The organism is Streptomyces sp. NPDC001401 (assembly GCF_042895385.1).
Classification (GTDB): Bacteria; Actinomycetota; Actinomycetes; order Streptomycetales; family Streptomycetaceae; genus Streptomyces.
On sequence record NZ_JBIAWI010000018.1, the window covers coordinates 39,266 to 55,460 of the forward strand.

At 70.8% G+C, this 16,195-nt stretch carries 15 protein-coding genes; 10 read left to right on the plus strand and 5 right to left on the minus strand.

Going from position 1 to position 16,195, the window contains the following annotated elements; genetic code table 11:
- Positions 1–80: 80 nt before the first annotated feature.
- A complete protein-coding gene (locus ACFY10_RS41685) occupies positions 81–533 on the plus strand; it encodes a MarR family winged helix-turn-helix transcriptional regulator (protein WP_390670533.1) in 453 nt (150 codons plus the stop codon).
- A gap of 138 nt (positions 534–671) precedes the next feature.
- Here the strand turns inward: ACFY10_RS41685 and ACFY10_RS41690 are convergent, their stop codons facing one another.
- The 3 genes from ACFY10_RS41690 to ACFY10_RS41700 form a co-directional block, all read right to left on the minus strand.
- Positions 672–2,018, minus strand: coding sequence for a cation:dicarboxylate symporter family transporter (locus tag ACFY10_RS41690; RefSeq protein ID WP_390670534.1), 1,347 nt, complete (start codon positions 2,016–2,018; stop codon positions 672–674).
- A gap of 168 nt (positions 2,019–2,186) precedes the next feature.
- Positions 2,187–3,782, minus strand: a complete 1,596-nt coding sequence (locus ACFY10_RS41695) for a peptide-N4-asparagine amidase (protein ID WP_390670535.1) — start codon at positions 3,780–3,782, stop codon at positions 2,187–2,189.
- 57 nt (positions 3,783–3,839) lie between these two features.
- Positions 3,840–4,565, minus strand: a complete 726-nt coding sequence (locus tag ACFY10_RS41700) for a L,D-transpeptidase family protein (protein ID WP_390670536.1) — start codon at positions 4,563–4,565, stop codon at positions 3,840–3,842.
- 137 nt (positions 4,566–4,702) lie between these two features.
- Between ACFY10_RS41700 and ACFY10_RS41705 the strand changes: the two genes are divergently transcribed.
- Both ACFY10_RS41705 and ACFY10_RS41710 read left to right on the plus strand, forming a co-directional pair.
- Complete coding sequence (locus ACFY10_RS41705) at positions 4,703–6,499, plus strand: ABC transporter transmembrane domain-containing protein (protein WP_390670537.1); 1,797 nt, start codon at positions 4,703–4,705, stop codon at positions 6,497–6,499.
- Complete coding sequence (locus ACFY10_RS41710; RefSeq protein WP_390670538.1) at positions 6,496–8,277, plus strand: ABC transporter ATP-binding protein; 1,782 nt, start codon at positions 6,496–6,498, stop codon at positions 8,275–8,277. Before ACFY10_RS41705 ends, ACFY10_RS41710 begins: the two co-directional genes overlap by 4 nt.
- Positions 8,278–8,325: 48 nt before the next feature.
- On the opposite strand, the gene ACFY10_RS41715 is transcribed toward ACFY10_RS41710, so the two are convergent.
- Complete coding sequence (locus tag ACFY10_RS41715) at positions 8,326–8,850, minus strand: hypothetical protein (RefSeq protein ID WP_390670539.1); 525 nt, start codon at positions 8,848–8,850, stop codon at positions 8,326–8,328.
- Between the two features lie 97 nt (positions 8,851–8,947).
- Here ACFY10_RS41715 and ACFY10_RS41720 point away from each other — a divergent pair, with 97 nt between their 5' ends.
- The 5 genes from ACFY10_RS41720 (at position 8,948) to ACFY10_RS41740 (ending at position 11,778) form a co-directional block, all read left to right on the plus strand.
- Positions 8,948–9,574, plus strand: coding sequence for an RNA polymerase sigma factor (locus tag ACFY10_RS41720; RefSeq protein ID WP_390670540.1), 627 nt, complete (start codon positions 8,948–8,950; stop codon positions 9,572–9,574).
- Positions 9,558–10,205 (plus strand): hypothetical protein, encoded by a 648-nt coding sequence (locus tag ACFY10_RS41725; protein WP_390670541.1) that lies wholly within the window; start codon positions 9,558–9,560, stop codon positions 10,203–10,205. The genes ACFY10_RS41720 and ACFY10_RS41725 overlap by 17 nt, the downstream gene beginning before the upstream one ends.
- A gap of 242 nt (positions 10,206–10,447) precedes the next feature.
- Positions 10,448–10,918 carry a DUF5709 domain-containing protein gene (locus ACFY10_RS41730; RefSeq protein WP_390670542.1) on the plus strand — a complete coding sequence of 157 codons (471 nt, stop codon included), beginning with the start codon at positions 10,448–10,450 and terminating at the stop codon, positions 10,916–10,918.
- A 28-nt stretch (positions 10,919–10,946) separates the two neighbouring features.
- Positions 10,947–11,201 carry a type B 50S ribosomal protein L31 gene (locus ACFY10_RS41735; protein ID WP_390670543.1) on the plus strand — a complete coding sequence of 85 codons (255 nt, stop codon included), beginning with the start codon at positions 10,947–10,949 and terminating at the stop codon, positions 11,199–11,201.
- 97 nt (positions 11,202–11,298) lie between these two features.
- Positions 11,299–11,778 (plus strand): carboxymuconolactone decarboxylase family protein, encoded by a 480-nt coding sequence (locus tag ACFY10_RS41740; protein WP_390670544.1) that lies wholly within the window; start codon positions 11,299–11,301, stop codon positions 11,776–11,778.
- A 64-nt stretch (positions 11,779–11,842) separates the two neighbouring features.
- Here ACFY10_RS41740 and ACFY10_RS41745 read toward each other — a convergent pair whose 3' ends face one another.
- On the minus strand, positions 11,843–12,637 hold the full coding sequence (locus tag ACFY10_RS41745; RefSeq protein ID WP_390670545.1) for a metal-dependent hydrolase: 795 nt from the start codon (positions 12,635–12,637) through the stop codon (positions 11,843–11,845).
- A 145-nt stretch (positions 12,638–12,782) separates the two neighbouring features.
- Between ACFY10_RS41745 and ACFY10_RS41750 the strand changes: the two genes are divergently transcribed.
- Together ACFY10_RS41750 and ACFY10_RS41755 are read left to right on the plus strand one after the other, a co-directional pair.
- Positions 12,783–15,296: a DUF3516 domain-containing protein gene (locus tag ACFY10_RS41750; RefSeq protein WP_390670546.1), complete on the plus strand. Its 2,514-nt coding sequence runs from the start codon at positions 12,783–12,785 to the stop codon at positions 15,294–15,296.
- 31 nt (positions 15,297–15,327) lie between these two features.
- Positions 15,328–16,194 carry an acyl-CoA thioesterase gene (locus ACFY10_RS41755; protein ID WP_390670547.1) on the plus strand — a complete coding sequence of 289 codons (867 nt, stop codon included), beginning with the start codon at positions 15,328–15,330 and terminating at the stop codon, positions 16,192–16,194.
- The last annotated feature ends 1 nt before the right edge of the window (position 16,195 follow it).

Below are 16,195 nucleotides of genomic sequence, written 5' to 3' on the forward strand. Positions count from 1 at the left end.
AGTGAGATGACGAAGACTGGCGGAGCCTAGCTCATTGTTACCTATGCTCACAATGAATTAGGTCCTGATATTGTTCCCGCATGGCCACCCCCGATTCCGACAGCCTGCTCGCCGAGCAGCTGCTGCGGTTCACTCGCCGTGTGCACCGCATCCAGAAGCGGCACATCGAGCAGTGCGGCCTGGGCATTACCCCGGCCCAGTCCCGGCTGCTGCGCACGCTGGCGCACTGGAGCTCACCGCCGCGCATGGCCGACCTCGCCGAGCGCCTCGAGGTGGTCCCCCGGGCCGTGACGACACTGGTCGACGGCCTGGAGGCGAGCGGCAAGGTGCGGCGGGTGCCGGATCCGACCAATCGCCGGGTGATCCGGATCGAGCTCACGGACGACGGACGGAAGGCGCTGAGCGAGCTCCGCGGGGCACGCCGGTCCGCCGCCTCGGAGATTCTCGCTCCGCTGACGGACGAGCAGCGCGAGGTGCTGGGCGGGTTGCTGGACACGCTGGTGGACGGGGCGCCGGAGAGGCGCTGCGGGTAGGGGGCCTTAACGGTTCGCGGGCGGCTGCGGGTGTGTGGGGGCTTATCGCGCAGTTCCCCGCGCCCCTGAAGGGGCGCGGGGAACTGCGCGATCAACCACGAACCACCCGCAGCCGCCCGCGAAACAGGCTGCCCCGAGCTACTGGGCGACAGACACCGTCGGCTCCGGCACCGAAGACTCCGACTCGTCAGCGACAGCTGAACCGTCCAGCACCTTCTTGGCCCGCTCGAGGTCCAACGCCCCCTCCCAGCGGGACACCGCGAACACCGCGACGCAGTTGCCGAGCAGGTTCGTGACGACCCGCATCGAGTCCATGATCCGGTCCACGCCGAGCAGCAGCGCCACCGCACCGGCCGGGATCGCACCCAGCGAGGAGGCGGTCGCGGACAGGGCGAGGAAGGCGGAACCGGGGATGCCCGCCATGCCCTTGCTGGTCAGCATCAGCACCAGTACGACGGTGATCTGCTGGCTCAGGCTGAGGTCGACGCCGACGGCCTGGGCGATGAACAGCGTGCCGATGGAGAGGTAGAGCGAGGCGCCGTCGAGGTTGAAGGAGTAGCCGGTGGGCAGCACCAGGCCCACGGCGTCGTCGCGGGCGCCGGCCTTGCGCAGCTTCTGCATCACACGCGGCATGACGGACTCGGTGGACGCGGTGCCGAGCGCGAGCAGCATCTCCTCGCGGATGTAGCGCAGGAACTTCCAGAGGCTGAGGCCGGTGACGATGCGCAGGGCGACGGCGAGCAGCGCGATGAACAGCGCGGCGGCGACGTAGCACAGGATGATCAGCTTGGCGTAGGTCTCGATCACTCCGAGCCCGTACTGGCCGATCAGGACGGCCATCGCGCCGAACACCGCGATCGGGGCCAGGCGCATGACGAAGCCGACGATCGCGAAGATGATCTCCTGGGCCTGCTCGATGGCGGGCAGGACCTGCGGCACCTTGGTGTGGCCGAGGTGGAGCAGCGCGGCGCCCACCAGGCAGGCCAGGATGAGCACCTGGAGCAGGGAGTTCTCGGCGAACGCGCCGATGAAACTGGTGGGCAGCGCGTTGACGACGAACTCGGTCGTCGAGGGGAGCGCGGCGCCGCCCGTCTTCGCGTCGACCGCCTTGGTGCTCAGCGTGGACGGGTCGACATGCATCCCCGAGCCGGGCTGGACAACGTTGGCGGCGACCAGGCCGATGATCAGCGCCGCGGTGCTGGCGACCTCGAACCAGATCAGGGCCTTGAGCCCGATCCGGCCGAAGGCCTTGAGGTCACCGGCCTTGGCGATGCCGACGACGACCACGCAGAACACCAGCGGCGAGATGATCGTCTTGATGAGCCGGGTGAAACCGTCGCCGAGAGGCTGCAGATCCGCGGCAAAGCCGGGCCACAGCTTCCCGACGACGATTCCGAGCACGAGCGCGCAGAGGACCTGCGCGAAGAGAGAGGTACGCAGTATGCGTGCGACGCGTCGCGGGGCGGACGGGACGGACGGCGGCACGGGCACTCCTAGAGGGGACGTCAACACACAGAAGCCGGGGAGGACTTCTGCGATACGGAAAGCGGCTTCCGTGACGATCACTCTCGGGGTGTTGTTGATCGCTGTAGCAACCTCCGTGTTGCGGACATGTAAATCACGCCCCGTGTGGCGCATCGCACACAACTGACCTCAACAGCTGTCGCGTTCCTCCGTGAGCACCCCCTGCACGGTGGTCAGGGAACGGTCGTAGCAGCCCGTCGAGCCGTACAGCCGGTATCGCTCGCTCGTCGTGCCGACCGCGTGCCGCTGGTCGCGCGGGACGCCCGTCGTGTACGTGGCGTCGCCGGTGACCGTGTCGTCCAGCCGCGACCAGCCCGTGCGCAGACCACCGCGCGACTCGACGACGGCGGCACGGTCACCGAGGGTCAGCACGGTGCGCAGGCGGGCGTCGTCGCCGATCGTGGTGGTGCCGCTCATCGTGTACGTCCGGTGGGTGAGCGTCGTACGGGCCGGTCCGCGCCCGTCAACGGTGACCGCCTCGTCGTCGCTCCACTTCGCGTCGAGGCCGTCCATGTTCTCGCCGTCGGTCCACCGGTGTGCGGAGGCGTTGGCGAGCGTGCGGCTGACCGTGGTGGTCACGCGCCCGTGCGAGGTGTCGACGTAGCCGGAGACGGTCAGCCGATGCCCGGCTTCGGTGTCCACCCGCTCCGGTGAACCGGCCGTGTATGTCGAGGAGTTGGCCAGGTCGCCTTCCTTGTGCACGGTGAGCTTCCCGGTCACGTGGGTGCTCTTGGCGTCCTGCCACACGAGCACATTGACCGGTGCGCTCCAGCCGCTCTGTCCCTCGGGCACGCCGACCACCGAGACCTCGACCTTGTGCGGGCGGCCGTCGTTGAGCAGGCCGGCGAACGGGGTCAGGTCGTATTCGATCGGCTTGACGTCGAAGGCGCGCGGTGCCGGAATGACGTACCAGAGGAAGGGGTCGGACCAGCCCCCGGTCCACACGTGCGGGAACGGCGCGGCGATTCCGGCCAGTTGGCCGTCGACCTTGATCTGCACCTCGCGGTAGGGTCCGCCGTCGGCCTGGCAGGAGTACGGCGCCTTGCCGGGCACCGCCAGGTACCAGAACTCCTCACAGCCGCCGCCCGATCCGGTGGCGTACACCTCGGCGAGGATGCGTTCGCTGTTGCGCGGAGTGGTGAGGGTGTTGCCGTCGCCGAGGGTGAGGACCTTGTCCGCGGGCGCGGCGGCGGCTCTGCCCGGGTAGAAGGTCAGCGTGACCTTGACGTCGATCACGCCGGTATAGGTGTCGTCGACGACGTTCCCGATGAGCATCTCGACGTCCTGGCTGCTGCGGAACGTGTCGCTGTAGCGCGTGACGTCCTTCTCGACGGACCACTCGATGCCGTCGGGCGAGGGCTCGGGGGTGGACGTGCGGAGGATCTCGGCCCCGCCGACGTGCAGATAGCCGAGCCGGTCGAACTGCCGCCCCTTGACCTTGCCGTCGAGGCGCAGCACCACCTTGCTCCAGCGGTCGCCGCAACCCTGCGGCGGGGTGTAGGTGCCCCGGTACGGGGTGAAGTCCCGGAACTGGGCCTCGGCGAGGGTGACTTGGCAGGACTTGCCGGCCGGTCTGTCGACGGGCGGGGCCGCGGTCACCGGGTCGTGCCAGGCGGTGCCGAACTCGGCGGGCACGTCGGCGGCCCGAGCCGGCCCCGCCCCGAGGAGGGTGCTCGCCAGGAGGGTCGCTCCGGCGAGCATGGACAGGACGATCCGTCTCTTCATGGCCGGTGTTCTACGGGGAGTTGGCGCCTCGTGGCAATGAGGCCTCCGCAAGAAGGGCTAGGCCTCCAGGTCCGCCCTGTCTCCCATCACCACCACGGGATGCCGGTCCGGGTCGAGCGTGCGCAGCAGGTACTCCATCGCCGCCCTGGACAGGCTGACGCAGGCCGACGTACCGCTGCCGTGGTCCATGTGCAGCCAGATGCTGCCGCCCTTCGCGTCGCCCTCGGGGCGGGTCGGGTCGTTGGGCGCGGTGCCCTTGACGCGGTTGTAGTCGATGGCGATGACGTAGTCGAAGTCGTGCCAGTGCGATGCGGCCCACCAGCGCGGGGCCGCGAAAGACGCATCGCGGGTGTACGGGAGCCGGGCGCCGGGGTCGGGCAGGACGCCGCCCGCGTCGGTGAGGGTGAAGACACCGACGGGGCTGCGCCGGTCGCCCTCGTGGTGGTCGGCGGTCCAGCCCTGCTTGCCGTTGTGCGCCGGCCAGCTGCGGGTCCGGTCCCAGGTCGGGCCGTGCTTCGTGTACAGCACGACCGTGGAGTCGGGCGAGTCCCTGCCGTCGCCGTAGACAGCCACGACCTGGCGGGAGTCGGCCGGGATGCGGTGCTGCAGGCGGTCGCCGATCCCGGGGATCCGGGTGCGCGCGTCCCGAGCGGCCGTCCTGCCCGCCGCTCCTGCCCCTCCGGCATCGCTGTGCCGCACACCGCCACAAGCGGCCGACGTCGCCACAAGGGTCCCCAGGGCCGCCATGGCGACCACCGTCCGATGGACACCGATCTTTCGCATCGCGCCATTCTGTACGCCGCCGCGGAAAACCGTTTGCCTCCGACCACGCTGCGACGCGAACCTGTCACGGTTTGCTGCCGCCGTGCGCGGCTCCCCCCCCCACCCCCCTGACACGAGCCACTGGGACGTCAGTCGTCATGCAGATTCAAGACCTTCCGTATCCCGATCCGGGTGTGCCGGACGCGCGCTCGGGTCCCCGATTCCTGTGGTGGCTGGGCCGAAACCAACTGGGCGGTCAGTTCAAGTCGCTGGCCTGGGGCCTGCTGCACTTCGTGTCGGTCTCCGCGCTGCCGTTCTGCGTCGGCACGGCCATCCAGGCCGTCGTCGACCGCTCGGGCACCCGACTCGCCCTCGCGGGCGCACTGTTGGCGCTGGCCGGCATCGGCACCGCGCTCGGCGACACGTTCCTGCACCGCGCCGCGGTCACCAACTGGATCACGGCGGCCGCCCGCGTCCAGCAGCTGCTCGCCCGCAAGGCCGCGGTGCTGGGCTCGGCGCTGACGCGGCGCGTCGCGGCCGGTGAGGTCGTGGCCGTCTCCACTGGCGACGTCGAGAAGATCGGCTGGTTCGTGGAGGGCGTCTCCCGGTTCACGGCGGCGGCCCTCACCGTCGTGCTGGTCTGCGTCGCCCTGCTCGTCTACCAGCCGGCGCTCGGCGTGGTCGTCGCCGCGGGTCTGCCCCTGCTGGCGATCGCGGTGCTGCCGCTGCTGCCACGGGCGACCCGACGGGCCGACTTCCAGCGCGAGAAGGCGGGGCGGGCCACCGAACTGGCCTCGGACACGGTCGCCGGACTGCGCGTGCTGCGCGGCATCGGCGGCGAGGAGCTGTTCCTCGACCGCTACCGGCGCGCCTCCCAGGAGGTCCGCCGCGCGGCCGTGCGCAGCGCCCGCATGTGGTCCCTGATCTCCGCGATCCAGGTGCTGCTGCCGGGTCTGCTGATGGTCGTGGTCGTCTGGTACGGCGTCCACCTGGCCCGCCAGGGCCGCATCACCGTCGGCGAACTGATCACCGTCTACAGCTCGGTGATGGTCCTCACCTACCCCCTGCGCCACTTCGAGGAGATCGCCATGGCGTACTCCTTCTCCCGGCCCTCCGCCAAGCGGGCGGCGCGTGTGCTGTCGCTGGAACGGGCCACGGACACCGGGGGTTCGCGCACTGCCGACCTCCCCTCCGGGGACCTGTACGACCCGGCGACCGGTCTGCTCGCGCCCGCGGGCCGGCTGACCGCCGTGGTGTGCGGCGATCCGGACGCGGCGGGTCTGCTCGCCGAACGGCTGGGCGGACACCCCGCCGAGCAGGGCGCCTCCGTCCTGCTGGGCGGCGTACCCCTCGACGAGCTGCCGCTGGCGGCGGCCCGCGAGGCCGTGCTCGTCCAGGACAAGGACCCGGTGCTGCTGTCCGGTTCGCTGCGCGAGCTGCTCGACGTGCCCGCTTCCGGCGACGTCGCCGCGCGCGACGCGCTGGCGGCCGCGCAGTGCGGGGACGTCCTGGAGGCGCTCGCGCAGGGGTCGTTGGACGCCGAGGACCCGATGGACACCCGGATCACCGAACGCGGGCGGTCGCTGTCCGGCGGGCAGCGCCAGCGGCTCGCGCTGGCCCGGTCGCTGATCACCGACCCGGAGGTGCTCGTCCTGGACGAGCCGACCTCGGCCGTCGACTCGCACACCGAGGCGCGGATCGCGGAGGGGGTGCGCGCCCTTCGCGAGGGGCGCACGACGGTGGTGTTCACCTCCTCACCGCTGCTCCTGGACCACGCGGACCGGGTCGTGCTGGTGCACGAGGGCGAGGTCGCCGCGGTCGGCGTGCACCGCGAACTGGTGCACGCCGAGCCGCGCTACCGGGCCGTGGTGACGCGGGAGACCGAGGAGGAGGCCGCCCTGAGCGGCGCCCTCGGCGAACTGACCGAACTGGAAGAGATCGAGGAGACAGCATGATCGGCGTGGCGCCACCGGCGTACGACCCGGCGGCCCCGACGACGGCGCACACCCTGCCCGTCGGCGCCCCCGCGACCGTACGCGCCTATGTGGCCGAGCTGTTCCGTCGGCACCGCCGTGCCTTCCTGGTCCTGATCGCCGTCAACACGGTGGCCGTGCTCGCCTCGATGGCGGGCCCATGGCTGCTGGGCGACCTGGTCGAGCGGGTGTCGGAGGACGCACGGGAGCTTCATCTGCCGCTCACCGTCTCGCTGTTCGTGCTCGCGCTGCTCGTCCAGGCCGTGTTCGTACGGCAGGTGCGGCTGCGCGGGGCGATGCTCGGTGAGCGGATGCTGGCCGACCTGCGCGAGGACTTCCTCGTACGGTCGGTCGGGCTGCCGCCTGGCGTCCTGGAGCGGGCGGGCACGGGCGACCTGCTGTCCCGGATCACCACCGACATCGACCGGCTCGCCAACGCCATGCGTGAGGCGGTGCCGCAGCTGGCGATCGGCGTGGTGTGGGCGGTGCTGCTGCTCGGCGGTCTCGTCGTCACGGTGCCGCCGCTGGCGCCCGCCGTCCTGGTCGCCGCGCCGCTGCTGGTGGCCGGCTGCCGCTGGTACTTCAAGCGGGCGCCGTCCGGCTACCGCTCCGAGGCCGCCGGGTACGCCGCCGTGGCCGCCGCCCTCGCCGAGACGGTCGACGCCGGGCGCACCGTGGAGGCCCACCGCCTCGGCGAGCGCCGTATCGAACTGTCCGAGCGCCGGGTCAAGGAATGGACCGCTTGGGAGAACTACACGCTCTGGCTGCGGTCGGTGCTCTTCCCGGTCATCAACCTCACCCATGTGACCGTGCTCGCGTCGGTGCTGATGATCGGCGGCGTGTTCGTCCTGCAGGGCTGGATCGGGGTGGGCCAGCTGACGACGGGTGCACTCATCGCGCAGATGCTCGTCGACCCGGTGAACCTGATCCTGCGCTGGTACGACGAGCTGCAGGTCGCCCAGGTGTCGCTGGCCCGGCTGGTCGGCGTGCGGGACATCGAGCCGGAGGCCGGTGAGGAGTCCCTGGCCCCCGATGGACGTGACGTCCACGCGGACCGGGTGCACTTCGGCTACCGCGAGGGCGTGGACGTGCTGCGCAAGGTGTCCCTTGAGGTTGCGCCCGGCACCCGGCTGGCGCTGGTCGGCCCCTCGGGGGCGGGCAAGTCCACGCTGGGCAGGCTGCTCGCCGGAATCTACGCACCCCGGGACGGCCGCGTCACCCTCGGTGGCGCCGAGCTGTCCCGGATGCCCGCCGAGCGCGTCCGCTCCCATGTGGCCCTCGTCAACCAGGAGCACCACGTCTTCGTGGGCTCCCTGCGCGACAACCTCCTGCTGGCCCGGACCGACGCCGTGGACGCCGAGCTGTGGGCGGCGCTGGGCGCGGTGGACGCCGACGGCTGGGCGCGGGCGCTCGACGACGGCCTGGACACGGAGGTCGGCTCGGGCGGACTGGCCCTCACCCCGGCGCAGGCCCAGCAGATCGCGCTGGCCCGCCTGGTGCTGGCGAACCCGCACACGCTGGTCCTGGACGAGGCGACCTCGCTGCTGGACCCGCGTGCGGCCCGCCATCTGGAGCGCTCCCTCGCCCGCGTCCTCGACGGCCGCACGGTGGTCGCCATCGCCCACCGGCTGCACACCGCCCACGACGCGGATGTGATCGCCGTCGTCGAGAACGGCCGCATCAGCGAGCTCGGCAGCCATGACGAGCTGGTCGCGGCGGACGGGGCGTATGCGGCGCTGTGGCGGTCCTGGCACGGGTGAGTGTTCCCGGCCCGGTGGGGGGCTGCCGTACGGCGGTCCCCGACCGGGTCAGTACCCGTAACCACCGCTACCACCGCTGCCGCTGCTGTTCGACGACGGGACGGCCTTCTTGATCGGCGCGCCCTTGGTGTTCAGGACGTACCAGATCTTGTCGATGCCCTGCCCCTTCAGATCGCCGGCCGCCCGGTCCTTGGCGTAGTAGTACAGCGGGTGTCCGGCGTAGGTGACCTGGGCCGTTCCCTGTCCCTTCGTGCGGCCGAGGAGGGCCGCGTCGATGCCCGCGCCCGCGCGCGGCTTGCCCTCCATGTGCGGCCACAGCCTGACGCACGCGGCGTCGCAGTTCATCGAGTTGGTGTTCTTGCCGTCCTCGGCGAACAAGTACAGCGTGCGCCCGCTGCCGTCGACGAGGATGTCGCCCACCGGCGAGTGGCTCGCCTTGATGGCCGAGGTGTCCATGGTTGCCGCCGCCGGGCTGCCGCTGTGGGCGCTGCCGCCCCCGCTCCCGCCGCCGCAGCCGGCGAGCGCCAGTGCCGCGAGTGCGAGCCCTGCCACGGTGATCCTGCTTCGCCTCATGGTCTCTCCGTCCCTTCTGACGGAGGTTGTACGGGCGAGCGATACGGGTGGATTGGGGTGAATTCCGTTTTGGGGCTAATTGCCTTCAATCCTTTCGGTGCTTCCGTACGTACACATGAACGTGGAGTTGTTCTCGCGTGCCGACCGGGTCGACGACGCCTCGCTCGTCGCCGGCTTCGCGCTGGGCGACGAGCAGGCGGCGGTCGCCTTCGTCCGCCGCTTCCAGGACGCGGTGTACGGGCTGGCGCTGTCGGTGACCCGCGATCCGGTCCTCGCCGAGGACGTGAGCCAGGAGGTGTTCGTACGGGCCTGGCGGGCCGCGGGCAACTACGACCCCCGGCGGGCCTCGGCGCTCACCTGGCTGCTGACCATCACCCGCAATGCCGCCATCGACGCCGTACGTGCGCGGCGCTCCACTCCTGTCCTGGCCGAGACCCTGGAGCGGCTCCTGGATGCGACCCTGCGGGCCGAGAACGACTCCGCCGGCACGGAGCGGCTGGCCCTGATCGCCCTGGAGAGCGAGCGCGCCCTGGCCCGGCTGCGGGCCCTGCCACTCGAGCAGGCCCGGGCGGTCGCGCTCGCCGTGCTCGGCGGCTGCACCGCCGCCGAGGTGGGCCGGCACGAGAACATTCCGCTCGGTACCGCCAAGACGCGTATCCGCACCGGCCTGCGCAGGCTGCGCGACGCACTGAAGGAGGGAAGCCGCAATGGAACGCCACCCTGACGAGGACGAACTGGCCGCCCTGGCCCTCGGCACCCTCCCCGCCGAACCGGCGCAGCTGCTGCGCCACCTCACCGCCTGCGCCACCTGCCGCACGGCGTACGACGACCTGTCGGCGGCCGTCGACGCGGTACTGCCGGCGGCGCCTGCGGTCGCGGCCCCGCCCGGCTTCGACGCCCGGGTCCTCGACCGCCTGGAACTGCGCCGTCCCTCCCCCGCCCGCCGACGCCACCGGACCCCGCTGCTGGTCGCCGCGGCAGCCGCGGCCGGACTGGGCCTGGGCACGGTCGGTACCGCACTCCTGCACCATGAGTCGGCCCCGGTCCAGGTGACCGCGAGCGACCACGGAGCCCTGCTGGTCACGGGCTCGGGGGCGAAGGTCGGCAGCGTGGAACCGAGCCGCGCCGGCGCCGAGCAGGTCATGGTCATGCAGATCACAGCCGGCCGGCCCGGCACCCACTACACCTGCCGGCTCCTCCTCAAGGACGGCTCCACCCGCGACGCCGGCCAATGGTGGATGCCGCCGTCCGGCCGAGCCACCTGGATCGCCTACGGGTCGGCCGGCGCCGTCGACCGAGTCGATCTGGTCACGGACGACGGCCACGTCTGGTCGTCGGCCGTTCTGCGCAGCTGACCTCGGCTCCGCACCGCGGCACACGGACCCGGCCCACAGGCCGTTCCCCCGGCCCGGTGTACCTCCTGGTGCCGTGCCGTTGCGCAGTCCCGAAAAGGGGTGGAAGGCTGGATATCGGCACCGGCTCGGGGAGCGCCCTGGGACCGACGGTTCCTCCCGGGCGCAGCCTGTGCTCCGCGTCACGGCGGCCCGACGCCCCACGCGGTGAGAAACGGGCCCGTCCCCACCACCTGGAGGTACCCGTGAACAGCGCCGACGGATGGGGAGACGACGTCTACCAGCCCGACGGATCCGAGATCCAGGAGGACTCCGGACTGCTCGACGCGGAGGACACCCTGGTCGACGACGGTGTCGACGACCCCCTCGACCGCGGCTGGTCCCCTCCGGACAGACCATGGGCGGTGGAGCGCGCCGATGTGACGGCGGCGGAGCGGCAGCACGGGGAGACCCTGGACCAGCGGCTCGCCGAGGAAGTGCCGGACCCGGTGGTGCCCGACGGCGACGGCCTCGGCGACTGCGACGGCACCGACGGCGAACTCCTGGACAACGAGGTCGGCGCCCTCCGCTCCGGCCGTCTCGTGGCACCGGACGAGGGCGCGCACGAGGACGAGGAGAGCGCGCTGGTCGCCAGGGACGTGGGCATCGACGGCGCGGCGGCCTCCGCCGAGGAGGCGGCCATGCACATCGTCGACGAGGACGCCCTGTCCGGCTGAACAGCCACCGACCAGCCAAGGAGCACGCATGCAGCAGGACAAGCACCCCGACTACCACCAGGTCGTCTTCCGCGACCGCGCCGCAGGCTACGCCTTCCTGACCCGGTCCACCGCGACGAGCGACCAGACCATCGAGTGGGACGACGGCCAGACCTATCCGGTCGTGGACGTGGAGATCTCCTCCGAGAGCCACCCGTTCTACACCGGCAAGGCACGCACGGTGGACACGGAGGGCCGCATCGCCCAGTTCGAGCGGCGCTACGGGGGCGGGAAGGACACCTGAAGTCCGCGCGGAAATCCATGACGCCCGGCGGTCACATCCGCCCTTCGGGATCCGTCAGTCCGACGTAAGCATCCCGAAGATTCCGGAAGGAAACGTCATGACCACGCAGCCACGTCTGTCCAACCCCGTCAAGCTCGTCCCCGAGTTCGGTCCGGTCACCGGAGCCCTGTTCAAGGCCACCGGCAACGGCTCGGTTCCGCAGACCACCATCAGCCTGGTGCAGCTGCGCGCCGGCCAGCTGGTCGGCAACACCTACCTGACCGTGATGCACAGCGGCAACCTGCGCAAGGCCGGCGAGTCCGAGGAGCGGATCACGGGTGTGGCGACCTGGCAGGACGCCCCCTATTTCACCGATGCCGAGCGGGTCGCGCTGGCACTGGTCGAGGCCGTCCTCACCCCGAACCCGCACGGTGAGCGCGTCTCGAACGACCTGTACGCCGAGGCGGCCAAGCACTATGACGAGAAGGCGCTCGCCACCCTGACGATCGCAATCGGCCAGGTCTGCTTCTTCATCCCGCTCGCCGTGATCGGCAGGCCGCTGCCGGGTGTCTCCCCCGCGCAGCAGTGGAGGGACTGACTCCAAGAGCTGCGAGGGGTTCCGAGGGATGGGGCCACGGTTGCGTGCTTGCAGGCCCGGTTCCTCAGATGAAGTTCAGTGCCGCCGCGCAGCCCACCCCGCCGAGCAGCATGAACGCCGGCATCAGCACCTTGAGCTCGACCCAGCTGCCGGCCCGGAACCGCATGGCCTTCGGCGGGCCGATCGGGTACCAGCGCTTGCGGCCCACCGGGATCGGCCACAGGATCGGGCAGCCGGAGACCGTCAGCGCGTCCCCGATGTCGTGCACTATCGCGCCCAGCACGATCGGCAGTCCCAGCCACAGGTACGCCTGGCCGGGCTGGGTGAACAGCCAGTCCGAGCCGTTGCCCGGCTTGTCCAGGACACCGGCGAGGATCCACGAGCTGGTCGCGGCCAGCAGCCACACCAGGACATCGGCGCTGGAACCCCGGGTCGCCCGCCACAGCAGGCCCTCGATGGCCAGCACCACGTGGACGAAGAGGATGGCGAGCACCGCCCAGCGGCCACCGGTGATGGCGGCGACCGACGTACCCGCACCGATCAGCACCGCCCACAGCCAGGTGTGGGTGAGCGTGCGGTGGCCGCCGGAGCGACGCGGGTCGCCCTGCTTCCTGGTCGCCTTGTAGACGGCGTAGGAGAGCTTGTCGACGATCTCGCACAGCCCGCGCGAGAGGGGGCCGAAGGCCCTGGAGATGGTGGCCGCCTTGTGGTCCAGGTCCGGGGCGAGCGCGGCTCCGGCGCAGATCAGAGCGCCGACCAGGATGACCGGCCAGGGCATCGGGTGCCCGGCCGCCGCGGCCGCCGCACCGACGCCGAGCCAGGCGGCGGCTCCCGACAGTGAGTGTGCTGGTCCCATCATGGCCGTTGCCCGCCCCATTCCTCTTGTGCCGCTGTCCAGTTGACCGGGTGCCCTGACACTCCGTCGGCGACACAGCGTACTGGTCGTGATCTTCCTGCTGACAACCGATTCCCCTATGGGGGAGGACGCCAGGCAAGATGGGTGCGTGACCCTCATCGATCAGCTGCCGCCGACCGCCGACCCCGACGCCCTCTACGAAGCCTTCGAGTCGTGGGCCCAGGAGCGGGGTCTCACGCTCTATCCCCACCAGGAGGAGGCGCTGATCGAGGTGGTCTCCGGTGCGAACGTGATCGTTTCGACACCCACCGGCTCCGGCAAGAGCATGATCGCGGCAGGTGCCCACTTCGCCGCCCTGGCCCGGGACGAGGTCACCTTCTACACCGCTCCGATCAAGGCGCTGGTCTCGGAGAAGTTCTTCGAACTGTGCAAGATCTTCGGCACCGAGAACGTCGGCATGCTCACCGGCGACGCCTCCGTCAACTCGGACGCGCCCGTCATCTGCTGCACCGCCGAGGTGCTCGCCTCGATCGCGCTGCGCGACGGCAAGGGCGCGGACGTCAGCCAGGTCGTCATGGACGAGTTCCACTTCTACGCGGAGGGGGACCGAGGCTGGGCCTGGCAGATCCCGATCCTGGAGCTGCCCCAGGCGCAGTTCGTCCTGATGTCCGCCACGCTCGGCGACGTCTCGATGTTCGAGAAGGACCTCACCCGGCGCACCGGCCGCCCCACGTCGGTGGTCCGCTCCGCGACCCGCCCGGTCCCGCTCTCCTACGAATACCGGCTCACCCCGCTCACGGAGACGCTGACCGAGTTGCTGGAGACCCGGCAGGCTCCGGTCTACATCGTGCACTTCACGCAGGCGCAGGCCGTGGAGCGGGCGCAGGCGCTGATGAGCATCAACATGTGCACCCGCGAGGAGAAGGACCAGATCGCCGAGCTGATCGGCAACTTCCGCTTCACCACCAAGTTCGGCCGCAACCTCTCCCGGTACGTGCGGCACGGCATCGGCGTCCACCACGCCGGCATGCTGCCCAAGTACCGGCGCCTGGTGGAGAAGCTCGCGCAGGCCGGCCTGCTGAAGGTGATCTGCGGTACGGACACGCTCGGCGTGGGCGTCAACGTGCCCATCCGCACGGTGCTGTTCACGGCCCTGACCAAGTACGACGGCAATCGCGTGCGCACACTGCGCGCCCGTGAGTTCCACCAGATCGCCGGCCGTGCCGGGCGGGCCGGCTTCGACACGGCGGGCTTCGTCGTCGCCCAGGCCCCCGAGCATGTCGTGGAGAACGAGAAGGCGCTCGCCAAGGCGGGCGACGACCCGAAGAAGCGCCGCAAGGTCGTCCGCAAGAAGGCGCCGGAGGGCTTCGTCGGGTGGACGGAGAACACCTTCGAGAAGCTCATCGCCTCCGATCCGGAGCCGCTGACCTCCCGCTTCCGGGTGACGCACACGATGCTGCTGTCGGTGATCGCCCGCCCGGGCAACGCCTTCGAGGCGATGCGGCATCTGCTGGAGGACAACCACGAGCCGCGCAAGCAGCAGCTGCGGCACATCCGGCGGGCGATCGCCATCTACCGTTCCCTGCTGGACGGCGGCATCGTCGAGAAGCTCGACGAACCGGACGCCACCGGCCGCATCGTCCGCCTCACCGTGGACCTGCAGCAGGACTTCGCCCTCAACCAGCCGCTGTCCACGTTCGCACTCGCCGCGTTCGAACTCCTCGACCCGGACTCGCCGTCCTACGCCCTGGACATGGTGTCCGTCGTGGAGTCGACGCTGGACGACCCGCGGCAGATCCTCGTCGCCCAGCAGAACAAGGCCAAGGGCGAGGCCGTGGCCGCGATGAAGGCGGACGGCGTCGAGTACGAGGAGCGCATGGAGCGCCTCCAGGACATCAGCTACCCCAAGCCCCTGGAGGAGCTGCTCTTCCACGCGTACAACACCTACCGCAAGAGCCACCCGTGGGTGGGCGACCATCCGCTGTCGCCGAAGTCCGTCATCCGCGACATGTACGAACGAGCCATGTCCTTCACCGAGTTGGTGTCCTTCTACGAACTGGCCCGCACCGAAGGCATCGTGCTGCGCTACCTCGCCAGCGCCTACAAGGCCCTTGACCACAACATCCCGGACGACCTCAAGTCCGAGGACCTGCAGGACCTCATCGAGTGGCTCGGCGAGATGGTCCGCCAGGTCGACTCCAGCCTGCTGGACGAGTGGGAGCAGCTCGCCAACCCAGAGGAGATGACCGCCGAGGAGGCCCAGGAGAAGGCCGACGAGGTCAAGCCGGTCACCTCCAATGCCCGCGCCTTCCGGGTCCTGGTCCGCAACGCCATGTTCCGCCGCGTCGAGCTCGCCGCCCTCGACCAGGTCGAGGAGCTGGGCGAGTTGGACGCCGACTCCGGCTGGGACGCCGACGCCTGGGGCGAGGCGATGGACAAGTACTGGGACGAGTACGACGACCTGGGCACCGGTCCCGACGCCCGCGGCCCCAAGCTGCTGCTCATCGAGGAGGAGCCGGAGCACGGCCTGTGGCGCGTTCGCCAGACCTTCGCCGACCCGAACGGCGATCATGACTGGGGCATCAGCGCGGAGGTCGACCTTGCGGCCTCCGACGCCGAGGGCCGTGCGGTCGTCCGCGTCACCGACGTCGGCCAGCTGTGAGCCAAGTCGTGAGCCAAGGAGAATCCCACGCATGACGAACCCGGCCGAGAGACTGGTCGACCTGCTCGACCTGGAGCAGATCGAGGTCAACATCTTCCGTGGCCGCAGCCCGCAGGAGTCCCTGCAGCGGGTCTTCGGCGGCCAGGTGGCGGGCCAGGCGCTGGTCGCCGCCGCCCGCACCACGGACGGCGAGCGTCCGGTGCACTCGCTGCACGCGTACTTCCTGCGCCCGGGCCGGCCGGGCGTGCCGATCGTGTACCAGGTCGAACGGGTGCGGGACGGCAGGTCGTTCACCACCCGCCGGGTCACCGCCGTGCAGCAGGGCCGCACGATCTTCAATCTCACCGCCTCCTTTCACAAGCCTGAGGAAGGACCCTTCGAGCACCAGCTGCCGCCGGCCCGCAAGGTCCCGGACCCGGAGTCACTGCCGACCGTCACCGAGGAGATCCGGGAGCACCACGGCGAGCTGCCCGAGCAGCTGGAGCGGATGGCGCGCCGTCAGCCCTTCGACATCCGCTACGTCGACCGGCTGCGCTGGACCGCGGAGGACGTGAAGGACGCCGAGCCGCGCAGCGCCGTGTGGATGCGTGCGGTCGGGCCGCTGGGCGACGACCCGGTCGTGCACACCTGCGCGCTGACCTACGCCAGCGACATGACCCTCCTGGACGCCGTCCGCATCCCGGTCCAACCCCTGTGGGGCCCGCGGAGCTTCGACATCGCGTCGCTGGACCACGCCATGTGGTTCCACCGGCCTTTCCGCGCGGACGAGTGGTTCCTCTACGACCAGGAGTCGCCGATCGCGACGGGCGGCCGGGGACTGGCCCGCGGGCGGATCTACGACGTCGAGGGCCGGCTGCTGGTGTCCGTGGTCCAGGAAGGTCTGTTCCGGGCGCTGTAGC